12 protein-coding genes and 2 pseudogenes are annotated in these 9,954 nt (G+C 35.1%); 9 read left to right on the forward strand and 5 right to left on the reverse strand.

Annotated features, from left to right (window positions below; translation table 11 throughout):
* The first annotated feature begins 112 nt into the window (after positions 1-112).
* Entirely contained in the window at positions 113-529 is a 417-nt protein-coding gene (gene arsC, locus FFM73_RS10630; RefSeq protein WP_054712978.1) for an arsenate reductase (thioredoxin), read from the forward strand.
* A gap of 110 nt (positions 530-639) precedes the next feature.
* Here arsC and FFM73_RS10635 read toward each other — a convergent pair whose 3' ends face one another.
* Together FFM73_RS10635 and FFM73_RS10640 are read right to left on the reverse strand one after the other, a co-directional pair.
* Positions 640-996, reverse strand: a complete 357-nt coding sequence (locus FFM73_RS10635; RefSeq protein ID WP_137631710.1) for a type II toxin-antitoxin system YafQ family toxin — start codon at positions 994-996, stop codon at positions 640-642.
* Positions 996-1,274, reverse strand: a complete 279-nt coding sequence (locus FFM73_RS10640) for a type II toxin-antitoxin system Phd/YefM family antitoxin (RefSeq protein ID WP_003586674.1) — start codon at positions 1,272-1,274, stop codon at positions 996-998. Before FFM73_RS10640 ends, FFM73_RS10635 begins: the two co-directional genes overlap by 1 nt.
* A gap of 76 nt (positions 1,275-1,350) precedes the next feature.
* Between FFM73_RS10640 and FFM73_RS10645 the strand changes: the two genes are divergently transcribed.
* The 5 genes and pseudogenes from FFM73_RS10645 (at position 1,351) to FFM73_RS10665 (ending at position 5,028) form a co-directional block, all read left to right on the forward strand.
* Complete coding sequence (locus FFM73_RS10645; RefSeq protein ID WP_137631711.1) at positions 1,351-1,938, forward strand: site-specific integrase; 588 nt, start codon at positions 1,351-1,353, stop codon at positions 1,936-1,938.
* 12 nt (positions 1,939-1,950) lie between these two features.
* Positions 1,951-2,316: a hypothetical protein gene (locus tag FFM73_RS10650; RefSeq protein ID WP_137631712.1), complete on the forward strand. Its 366-nt coding sequence runs from the start codon at positions 1,951-1,953 to the stop codon at positions 2,314-2,316.
* Between the two features lie 390 nt (positions 2,317-2,706).
* Positions 2,707-2,918, forward strand: a pseudogene (locus FFM73_RS13135) (hypothetical protein).
* Positions 2,919-3,623: 705 nt separating this feature from the next.
* Positions 3,624-4,559 (forward strand): replication initiation protein, encoded by a 936-nt coding sequence (locus tag FFM73_RS10660; RefSeq protein WP_072540062.1) that lies wholly within the window; start codon positions 3,624-3,626, stop codon positions 4,557-4,559.
* Positions 4,552-5,028, forward strand: coding sequence for a helix-turn-helix domain-containing protein (locus FFM73_RS10665; RefSeq protein WP_137631714.1), 477 nt, complete (start codon positions 4,552-4,554; stop codon positions 5,026-5,028). The genes FFM73_RS10660 and FFM73_RS10665 overlap by 8 nt, the downstream gene beginning before the upstream one ends.
* A gap of 54 nt (positions 5,029-5,082) precedes the next feature.
* Here FFM73_RS10665 and FFM73_RS13025 read toward each other — a convergent pair whose 3' ends face one another.
* On the reverse strand, positions 5,083-6,063 hold the full coding sequence (locus FFM73_RS13025) for an NEAT domain-containing protein (RefSeq protein ID WP_235874504.1): 981 nt from the start codon (positions 6,061-6,063) through the stop codon (positions 5,083-5,085).
* 611 nt (positions 6,064-6,674) lie between these two features.
* On the opposite strand from FFM73_RS13025, the gene FFM73_RS10675 reads away from it, so the two are divergent.
* On the forward strand, positions 6,675-6,926 hold the full coding sequence (locus FFM73_RS10675) for a Rep family protein (protein ID WP_235874505.1): 252 nt from the start codon (positions 6,675-6,677) through the stop codon (positions 6,924-6,926).
* Positions 6,927-7,989: 1,063 nt separating this feature from the next.
* Here the strand turns inward: FFM73_RS10675 and FFM73_RS10685 are convergent.
* Together FFM73_RS10685 and FFM73_RS10690 are read right to left on the reverse strand one after the other, a co-directional pair.
* The gene (locus FFM73_RS10685) at positions 7,990-8,334 is read right to left on the reverse strand and encodes a type II toxin-antitoxin system PemK/MazF family toxin (protein WP_001748110.1); all 345 of its coding nucleotides are present in this window, start codon (positions 8,332-8,334) and stop codon (positions 7,990-7,992) included.
* Positions 8,328-8,591: an AbrB/MazE/SpoVT family DNA-binding domain-containing protein gene (locus FFM73_RS10690; protein ID WP_001748109.1), complete on the reverse strand. Its 264-nt coding sequence runs from the start codon at positions 8,589-8,591 to the stop codon at positions 8,328-8,330. Before FFM73_RS10690 ends, FFM73_RS10685 begins: the two co-directional genes overlap by 7 nt.
* Positions 8,592-8,676: 85 nt before the next feature.
* Between FFM73_RS10690 and FFM73_RS10695 the strand changes: the two genes are divergently transcribed.
* On the forward strand, positions 8,677-9,264 hold the full coding sequence (locus FFM73_RS10695; RefSeq protein ID WP_137631715.1) for a site-specific integrase: 588 nt from the start codon (positions 8,677-8,679) through the stop codon (positions 9,262-9,264).
* Between the two features lie 354 nt (positions 9,265-9,618).
* Positions 9,619-9,830: pseudogene (locus tag FFM73_RS13140) on the forward strand (hypothetical protein).
* Positions 9,831-9,954 lie beyond the last annotated feature (124 nt).

The following is a 9,954-nucleotide window of genomic DNA, read 5'->3' on the forward strand; positions in this document are numbered from 1 at the left end:
AAATTGTTGCCGAGTAATATTGCTGGGATAATTTTTCATAGCTTAAACTCGCTTTTTACATAGAAGTATATCAAAAATCATAGATCTTGGACAGCTTCTAAGGAGTAACCAAATGAAAAAAATCTATTTTCTCTGTACCGGGAATTCATGTCGAAGCCAAATGGCCGAAGGATACGCAAAAGAACTTTTTCCTTCCGATAAATTTGAAATTAGAAGTGCGGGCGTAGAAAAGCATGGTTTAAACAAAAATGCAGTACAAGTTATGGCAGAAGATGGTGTCGATATTAGTCAGCAGTATTCAAAACTGATTGATTTAAATTACTTCAATTCAGCTAATCTAATTGTTACTTTATGCGGTGATGCACGAGATAAATGTCCAGTTATTCCACCACAAGCTACAAGTATTCATTGGCCATTACCCGACCCTGCAAAAGCCACTGGAACAGAAAAAGAAAAACTACAAGCCTTTAGAAAAGTTCGAAACAAAATAAAAGATAATCTATTCGAACTTGTACAAAATTATAAATAGGGTCCATTTTTTGACAAATACCCCCTCGAAAACATTGAAAGAATAACCCCTAATATCTATAATGTAGATATTAGGGGTTATTTATTTTCATATTATAAAAATAACTTCTTCTATTTGTCATTTTTTCGATACCTTTTAGAACGATTTTGACCAGGAAATAAACGATCATGCGATCCGACTCGAATGCCAATTAAGACTAGTTCATCTTTATCAATCATATAAACCACCAGGACATCGTTAGTTTCGCTTGGTGTTTTGTTTTTCGGGGTATCTCGTAAGTGAAATTCATTATAACCGCTCATTCGTCGATTAAGCTCATGATCTTCAAATTCTGGTGGTAATTGTTGTTGCTCAAGCAACAGGTCAATGGCTGCTCGAACTTCATCAATAATAGATTTGTCTAAACTGGCTAGCCGTTTTAGATCAGCATTAAAGGTTGCACGTGGTTTAAATCTTAGTTTTTTCATTATTTAAACTGACCCCAATAATCATCATCTGATTCAACAATTTCATCGTCAGGTAAAACATGGCGTTTAATTAACTGATCACGTGCAATTGCATATTCTAACGAACCTTCTTTAGCTTTTAATGCTCTTTCTAGCCAGTCCATTTTTTCTTGTGAAACGATGGCTACTGCGCGACTATTTGAACGAGCAATATAAACGGTTTCGTCTTCGTCATTAACTTGATCTAAATATTTTTTTAGGTTAGCGCGAAAATCGCTCTGTGTTAGTGCTAATGTCATATTTACCACCCTTTCATTGTACTTAATATTGTACTTTAATTTGTACTAAAAATCAATTTTTTAAGGAGCTAAAACTATGCAACAAGTTGTCTTACCCATCAAAGATTCAAACGTTCTTAAAGAGGTTCAAGATACGTTACTCAATAACTTTAAAGCTGGCCGACGTAACTATACAGTTTTTCAAGTTGGCAAAGCGACACTGTTGCGAGTCAGTGATGTCATGTGCTTAAAACAGATCGACATTTTTAATCCGGACGGGTCTATTAAACAAAATGTGTTCATTCACGATCGAAAAACGGGTAAGCCTAATACCTTGTACCTTAAACCAGTTCAAACAGAGCTCTTATTGTATCGCCAATGGCTACTTGATCATCAGCTGGATTCTGAATGGCTCTTTCCTTCCATTCAACACCCCGAACGCCATATCACGGAAAAACAGTTCTACAAAATTATGAGTAAGGTTGGCGAGCTGTTAGGCATTAATTATCTAGGGACCCATACGATGCGCAAAACCGGGGCTTATCGCGTCTACACGCAATCAAATTATAATATTGGCTTAGTCATGAATCTGCTCAATCATTCCAGTGAGGCGATGACTTTAGCTTATTTAGGCTTAGACCAGGCTAGTACCGAAACGATGCTGGATCAGATTGATTTTGGTTAGGAGGTTGTCCTTATGGATTTAGATTTTAAAACCAACAAATATGAGCTGTTTGATGATTGGCACCAAAACAAGACTAAACAAGACTTTACACAAAAGTTGCAACAACAAGCTCAAATTGAAAAAACACACCTGCCAAAATTATTGTCGCGTGAAGACTTAAAAATTCGTTGGCAGATGAACTCTCGTCAAAGTGTTCATCAAGTTGCTAGTAAGCCTGATTTTCCACAACCCGTTTTTGCTTTTAATCATGGCAAGACCCCACTTTACTTAGCAACTGAAATTCAAATTTTTGAAATTAATCACCCCTGGGTGATAACTCCCAGTGCTCGTCTTGCTTATAGTCATTGGATCCTTCGCAATGTGATTGATCAATCTTGATATTCAGCTCTAGGTTTTTGAGGGTTTACTCTAGGTTTTTTATAGTTGGCGCTAGCCTTCTAATACAAATAATCCCCATCGAAATGGGTATTAAATCTACCCTTGACACTTGTCAAGGGTGTAAGTGCACATTGACCTCGTTTCACTCGGCCCGCTGATAACCATAAAATCAATTTCTGCTGTTGTTGAATTGACTGTATTTTTAATTCAATTTATGTTTGCACCTAACTAAGATTGTTATGGTTTAAATACTTAAAAAGTGTTTCAGATTATACTGTTTTAAGCCAAAAATTTTTAAGTGGTTTGTGCAGAGAATCTTTATAACCTTGGTGACAAATTTTGAATAACTAACTGTAAGAACTGTGTATCTGAACTGAAATTATTATTTTGATGTTAGGAGTCATTAAGACGGACGAAAAAAAGTATTAAAACCAATTAATGAAATGCTTACTGATCCTTGGCAAATTGATATTCAAGAATTGTTTGAAGCTTCTGTCAATGAACCTGATGAGATCAAGAGGAATTTTTATGATTCCTTATACACTTATGTTTTGCAAAAAAAGCAAGAAGATATTATTAGTCGTCCAGGTTTCGTCATTTAGCCCTCTAAGAGCCTGCTGAGGGCTTTTTATTTTTTCTTTGGTATAAATATATATAAACAGTCTCAAAATCGCTAGAAACGAGAAATAAGGCCCTTAAAAAGGAATATAGCAGTTAGATTCTTGTTAAGATTCAAAAAAAACTAACTGTTAGCTGTCAATGGTAGCGTGGGAGCATAAGGAATTGACAGCTCTAAACCAGTCTTAACACTGAAATGGCGAAAGCCAAAGTTTTATAGAGACTTTGCTTTCCTGCCTAACGGCGAGTGAAAAAGCGGTCAAGCTGGTTCAGCTTGGACGGGGTTCGGGGCGTCAGCGCCCGAATAAACGTGGCTTGTCACTCCTTTGTAGGCAACGAACGAAGTGAGGCGCCAAGAGCGTAGCGAATGAAGTTTAATGTGAGCCTGTTTTTGGGCTCACTCCTTTGTATTTTTGTTTTAGATTTTGATCTTGTACAGTGGTACCTCTTTTAAACCTCTTTTAAACCTCTTTTAAACCTCTTTTAGACCCCTCTTGAGCCTTACTCTCCCAAGGCTTATAGAAGTTTATCAAGTACCTTTTGTCTGTTTATCAAGTACCTTTTGTCTGTTTATCAAGTACCTTTTGTCTGTTTATCAAGTACCTTTTGTCTGTTTATCAAGTACCTTTATAAATTCTGTACTTGATAAAAAAGTGCTTTTATTTTAATATGCTTTTGAGGTGATGATTATGTCTAATGAGTTAGTTAAGTATGATCCTGAGTTGAATACTATTCCCTTGAGAAAATTTACCCCGATTGAGATGAATTTATTCTTTTCAATTGTTTCCCGCATGCGAGATCAAGGGAATAAAACTGTTCGTTTCTCTTTTGATCAATTAAAAGAGCTTAGTAACTATAAACCAACCGCAAATAAACGTTTTATTGATGATATTGAAAATACATACCAAAAAATCCTCAGCCTTAGGTTTGGCCGTAGAAGTAAGAGTGGCTTAAATCGCGAATTTTTTGTTATGTTTACTGAATTTGAAATTAAGGGTGAAGCTGAAGAACCTTATGTTGATATCCAAATTTATCCTAAAGCATTGCACTTACTAAACGATTTGGAAAGTTGGGTTCGTTATGCCCTAACAGAATTTAGAAATTTAAAAAGTAGTTACGCTAAAACAATGTTTCGTCTAATTAAGCAATTTCGAACTACTGGCTATTCTTATTTCTCCAAAGAAGATTTTTTTGAATTGCTTGATATACCTAAAAGTTATTGGAATAGTCCTTCAAATGTTGATAAAAAAGTTATTAAGCCAATTAGAGAAGAATTAACCCCGCTTTTTAGAGGCCTAACGATTAGAAAAAAATATGGTAAAGGCAGAGGGAAACCAGTTATCGGTTATTCTTTTACTTGGAAACCTGAAAAGAAAGATGCCAATGATTTTTCTCAAGGAAAATTTCAAGATGAACGTCAAAAACTCTTTAACATTCAGCACAATGATGAATTATCAGATAAAGAAAAGTGGCGTGCAATTGACAAAGTTAAATGCTTACCTTTAGGAACAACTGAAAAACAAGCATTGGCTGAAAAGCAGATTGAACATGATAAAAAAATCAGAGATCAGGCAAGACAAGAAGTACTTGCCGAACTCCGAAAGGGGTTTGGCAATCATGCCTAAAACCATTAGAGAACTTGCTGACGAGTTTGGTGTATCAAAACAAGCCGTTAGGAAAAAACTAGATGCAAACTTTAGAGTGAAATATGTGCAAACCGTTCCTAGGAGCGGAGTACAAACCTTAGTTGTCAGTGACTCGGGATATTTGCTGTTAAAACAACATTTTGATGGTGGTAACAGTCAGAAACTTGGAGAGAAGAAATTTACTAGTAACACTGGTAACATGAGTATAAATACAATAGAATTGCTCAACCAGCAATTAGCAATTAAAGATACCCAAATTAAAGAAAAAGATGAACAATTGAAATCAATGCAAAAATTATTGGATCAATCACAACAATTGCAATTAATGGCTGAAAGAAAAATTGAAAAATTCAAAGCTATTACTTCTAAACAAAGTAAGCACGACAATCCAAATTTGAATAACGCTAATGATTTAAAACAAAAAAATGCCTGGTGGCATTTTTGGTAAGAATAAAATTTAACCATGTCAGGATGTGAAAATAGTGGATATACTGTTTAAGTATTACTTGATATTGGTTTTAATTACTTTAGTTAATGCTTTTTGAGCTTTTGTCAGACTAGAGTTGGCCTTCTTCAAATTTTTACGAGCTTGAGTCTTAGCCTTTGTAGTCTTAGCTTTCTTCAAAGCCTTTTGGTATTTAGTGACTTGAGCCTTAGCCTTATTAACCTTAGTTTGTGCAGCTTTTACGGCTTTATTATTATTTAATAATGCCAAATTAAGTTCAGCTTTGCTGAAACTAGTCTCGGCCTTCTTCAAATTTTTACGAGCTTGAGTCTTAGCCTTTGTAGTTTTGGCTTTTTTCAAAGCCTTTTGATACTTAGCAATTTGAGCCTTAGTTTTAGCAAGTTGAGCTTTAGCAGTTTTAACTGCCAATTGATGTTTAGGTTGACTTGGGTTAACCGGCTTTGTTGGCGTCGTTGGTTGACTTGGGTTAACCGGCTTTGTTGGCGTCGTTGGTTGACTTGGGTTAACCGGTGTTGCTGGTGTAGCTGTTGCATTGCTGCTTGTCGCTGCTTCAGGTGTTGAACCTTGAGTCCTTGTGGCACTTGACCATTTAAATTGAAATTGGGCTGATTGATTCATTGTCCCAAGACCTGGCACTTGTAATCCAAATGTAACTGGTACCAGGTCACTTGGATTTGTCAAGTTGACAGTCAAATTTGCGTTTGAACCGGATTTGTCTTCTTCATGTACGGGTTGACCACCAACTGTCACAGATGTAATGTAATCTGCTCCACTTGTTTGTAACTGAATCTGATAAGTGCCCCCAGTTACTTTAACATTAGCAGTTTGTGTAAAAAAACTGTTTGCAATTGAAGTTGAACTACTTCCTGCTTTCAGTAACGTAACCGGTACCGTATACGTTCCGTCACTAAGATTAGCTTGATCAGCCTTCGCTGGAGATGTCATTGTTAATCCGATCAAAAAAACAAAAAAAGCAGTTGCAAACCATTGAATGAGACTGATATTCCTTTTTTTCATATAAACTCTCCCAAAAACATAATTTATGATACAAAATAAGTTTACATTACTGCTCAGTGAAAGTTAATAACTTTGTTAAAAGTTTCCCAAACAAATTGTAAACTTTTGAATCGTCTAAAATATTTCCGCGAGTTTCAATATGTATATAAAGTCAATACTTAAACATACAGCTTAGGGATACTACATTTTTGACAGTCCACTTTATACATTTTTTAAATTTTTTTGCGAGTTACTTTACCATTTGTTTGTTCTAATGTCACTTTGGTGGGTCGATCAGTTTTGTAGTCTGTTGTACAGTTTGGCGTCATACCAAACAATGTCCGATATATCCCCTATTTTTTGAATGTTTTTGAAAATCGATAATGTTTATTATCCTTCTTCATCAAATTGACACGCATATTTTTGTACATAAGGCCTCTTCCCATTAATAATCGTTCATAAGACATTACAGCAAGAAAGTAATTAGATGACAAGAATTTTTTGATTTGGAGTTAACTCATTTATTGTAAAGGTAGATTGTAAAATTTAAGTTGAACATATTAGTGGACAGAAAAACCCATAAAGGTCTTTAATGGTGTCACCACAACATTCCACTAGAAAGAAGGACCTTTATGGGCACCACTATTTTAGCTCTTTTTACTGGCGATAAGCGCCAAGCCCTACGTGACATGTTGGCTTTTATTTCTGAAAATGAAATTATGCATTTAAAAGATTTTGCAGATTATTGCATGTCTGAGGAAGCACCAGCTGGCTGGTTCGAACTTCTAACTGAAAGGAATACGCTTTTTATTAAAGAATATATCAAGTCAAATTGGCAGAAACAACAGTATGCTAGTAAAAACATCAATAAAATGTCGGATTAAAATTTTATTGATGTTGTTGCTATATTATTAGTGAAAGGATGGTTTACTTTATGCCAACAAGAAAAAATATTTTAGATGATATTCAAGAACATATTGACAATGAAGAACGTGTTTTGGTTACTAATTCAAGCAAAAAATGATTTAACAAGTTGTCTGTTTGCTAAAATAAAATATTGTTGGTACTAATCTGACCATTAAATAGACAGCTTAACGCTTCAATCTGATTGTTGTCACAAGTATCAATACCCTATCTGGACAATTACATGACTAAATTACAGACAAGCAAAATTAACTAGCACCACGCGTATAGAGTGAGTTAAAATAACTAACATCGTTTTTATTTGAATTTAGAAGGGAAGAGATTTTTATTAAAAATATAGGTTTTAACTCAAATTATTTTAAAACCTGGTATTTTTGGCTAGGCATATTAACGGTAGTGGGATTAATCGGTGATCCCATTTTACACTATCATTCTTCAACTAGTCCGTGGTTACAAATACTTATTGCTATTTTATTATTTGTAGCAGCATTTACCAAAAAAATAAATAATAACTGACGTAAATCGCAATTCACTCTAAACTTTTAACAAATTTGTTATCATAATTGGGTAAGGTGTTTGCAAGTTAAGTATTTTTCCCGATATCTGGTTAACTTTGATCACATTAGTGATCAAAATTCATTTCTTTAGCCCCATCAAACGATCAGTTTGCTTTATGAAAGTAACTGCTTGATGGGGCTTTTTCGTTTACCTTTTGTCAAAAGGTAAGGTGTGACGGGCTTGACTTTGGGTGGCGTTGTGCGAAGCGCAATCGACACGATTTTGACTTTGAGGGGAGTTAAGAGGGGAAGCGTAGCGCCCCTCTTACAAGTGTAAAGTGTGGACAAGAGAGCGTAGCGATATTGTCTACACTTTACCCCACTTGTCATGCGACTTTAAAACTCGTTTTGATTCAGGGGCTATAATATAAAAATCACCCCTCAAAAGCATTGAAAGAATAGCCCCCAATATCTATAATATAGATATTGGGGGTTATTTGTCATTATATACTAAAAATAACTTCTTCTATTTGTCATCAATACTAAACAATAATTTGTACAAAGTGATTATTTCTTCTAGTTCTTCACGCGATACATGATCGACAATAGTTTCATCAGTGACATGTCTTGCCCGTAAATCCAAGGCTATGGTTTGATCTAATAATACTTTTCCATATACTGTTTGACTACTAGTTAGTCGATGATACATTGGAAAATTACGCTTGGTACTGCTAATTGGAGCCACAATCGTCATGTTACTTGTCTGACAGACTAGATCATTGCTTAGCGCAATGGCTGGTCGCTTATTCATCTGTTCATGACCACGGCTTGGATTAAAGTTAACATAAAATATATCACCTTGGCTTACCATTGAAGTTCATTACCTTCTGACTTTCCCCAATCAAGCTCGTGATCCCTTTTCCCGTCATCTTGCCAATCCTTAAATAGTTCGTGAATATTGGTTGGGTTCTTTTTTATTGGTGTTAAAACAATTGATCCATTTTCAATGGTTATTGTCATATCTTGGTTATCATCTAATTTCAGTTGTTTAATAATTTGGCTAGGAATTCTAGCAGCTTTCGAGTTTCCCCACTTTGCTAAGCGTGTTTGTTCTTTAATAAGTTCCATATTTTCCCCTCCTAAATTATTATTACAAGTTAAGTATATCCCGTGTAGATACACAATGCAAATATTCTTACTGGAGGTCATTTACATGCAACAAGTTGTCTTACCCATCAAAGATTCAAACGTTCTTAAAGAGGTTCAAGATACGTTACTCAATAACTTTAAAGCTGGCCGACGTAACTATACGATTTTTCAAGTTGGTAAAGCGACGCTACTGCGAGTGAGTGACGTTATGGGCTTAAAACAGGCCGATATTTTTAATCCGGACGGTTCTATTAAACAAAATGCGTTTATTCATGACCGAAAAACTGGTAAACCTAATACCTTGTACCTTAAGCCTGTTCAAACAGAGCTCTTATTGTACCGTCAATGGCTGCTTGATCATAAGCTGGATTCTGAATGGCTCTTTCCTTCAATTCAACACCCAGAACGCCATATTACTGAAAAACAGTTCTACAAAATTATGAGTAAGGTTGGCGATCTATTAGGAATTAATTATCTAGGTACTCATACGATGCGCAAAACTGGGGCTTATCGTGTTTACACGCAATCAAATTACAATATTGGCCTAGTAATGCACTTACTGAATCACTCAAGTGAATCAATGACTTTAGCTTATTTGGGCTTGGATCAAGAAAGTACAGAAAACATGTTGAACCAAATTGATTTTGGGTAAATTGGTTTGATTTTGTTGTCGCCAACGGCGGCTTCTGATACAGGATTTTAATGGGCCTAGCACAACATAGAATTTATTCTATGTGTAAGTGCGCATTGACCTCGTTTCACTCGGCCCGCTGATAACCATAAAATCAATTTCTGCTGTTGTTGAATTGACTGTATTTTTAATTCAATTTATGTTTGCACCTAACTAAGATTGTTATGGTTTAAATACTTAAAAAGTGTTTCAGATTATACTGTTTTAAGCCAAAAATTTTTAAGTGGTTTGTGCAGAGAATCTTTATAACCTTGGTGACAAATTTTGAATAACTAACTGTAAGAACTGTGTATCTGAACTGAAATTATTATTTTGATGTTAGGAGTCATTAAGACGGACGAAAAAAAGTATTAAAACCAATTAATGAAATGCTTACTGATCCTTGGCAAATTGATATTCAAGAATTGTTTGAAGCTTCTGTCAATGAACCTGATGAGATCAAGAGGAATTTTTATGATTCCTTATACACTTATGTTTTGCAAAAAAAGCAAGAAGATATTATTAGTCGTCCAGGTTTCGTCATTTAGCCCTCTAAGAGCCTGCTGAGGGCTTTTTATTTTTTCTTTGGTATAAATATATATAAACAGTCTCAAAATCGCTAGAAACGAGAAATAAGGCCCTTAAAAAGGAATATAGCAGTTAGATTCTTGC

The organism is Secundilactobacillus hailunensis (assembly GCF_005405185.1).
GTDB classification, from domain to species: Bacteria; Bacillota; Bacilli; order Lactobacillales; family Lactobacillaceae; genus Secundilactobacillus; species Secundilactobacillus hailunensis.

What these genes read in the sequence shown, in the direction of transcription:
- arsC (WP_054712978.1), top strand. Translation starts at nt 113, where the DNA reads ATGAAAAAAATCTATTTTCTCTGTACCGGGAATTCATGTCGAAGCCAA.
- FFM73_RS10635 (WP_137631710.1), bottom strand. Translation starts at nt 996, where the DNA reads ATGAAAAAACTAAGATTTAAACCACGTGCAACCTTTAATGCTGATCTA.
- FFM73_RS10640 (WP_003586674.1), bottom strand. Translation starts at nt 1,274, where the DNA reads ATGACATTAGCACTAACACAGAGCGATTTTCGCGCTAACCTAAAAAAA.
- FFM73_RS10645 (WP_137631711.1), top strand. Translation starts at nt 1,351, where the DNA reads ATGCAACAAGTTGTCTTACCCATCAAAGATTCAAACGTTCTTAAAGAG.
- FFM73_RS10650 (WP_137631712.1), top strand. Translation starts at nt 1,951, where the DNA reads ATGGATTTAGATTTTAAAACCAACAAATATGAGCTGTTTGATGATTGG.
- FFM73_RS10660 (WP_072540062.1), top strand. Translation starts at nt 3,624, where the DNA reads ATGTCTAATGAGTTAGTTAAGTATGATCCTGAGTTGAATACTATTCCC.
- FFM73_RS10665 (WP_137631714.1), top strand. Translation starts at nt 4,552, where the DNA reads ATGCCTAAAACCATTAGAGAACTTGCTGACGAGTTTGGTGTATCAAAA.
- FFM73_RS13025 (WP_235874504.1), bottom strand. Translation starts at nt 6,063, where the DNA reads ATGAAAAAAAGGAATATCAGTCTCATTCAATGGTTTGCAACTGCTTTT.
- FFM73_RS10675 (WP_235874505.1), top strand. Translation starts at nt 6,675, where the DNA reads ATGGGCACCACTATTTTAGCTCTTTTTACTGGCGATAAGCGCCAAGCC.
- FFM73_RS10685 (WP_001748110.1), bottom strand. Translation starts at nt 8,334, where the DNA reads ATGGTAAGCCAAGGTGATATATTTTATGTTAACTTTAATCCAAGCCGT.
- FFM73_RS10690 (WP_001748109.1), bottom strand. Translation starts at nt 8,591, where the DNA reads ATGGAACTTATTAAAGAACAAACACGCTTAGCAAAGTGGGGAAACTCG.
- FFM73_RS10695 (WP_137631715.1), top strand. Translation starts at nt 8,677, where the DNA reads ATGCAACAAGTTGTCTTACCCATCAAAGATTCAAACGTTCTTAAAGAG.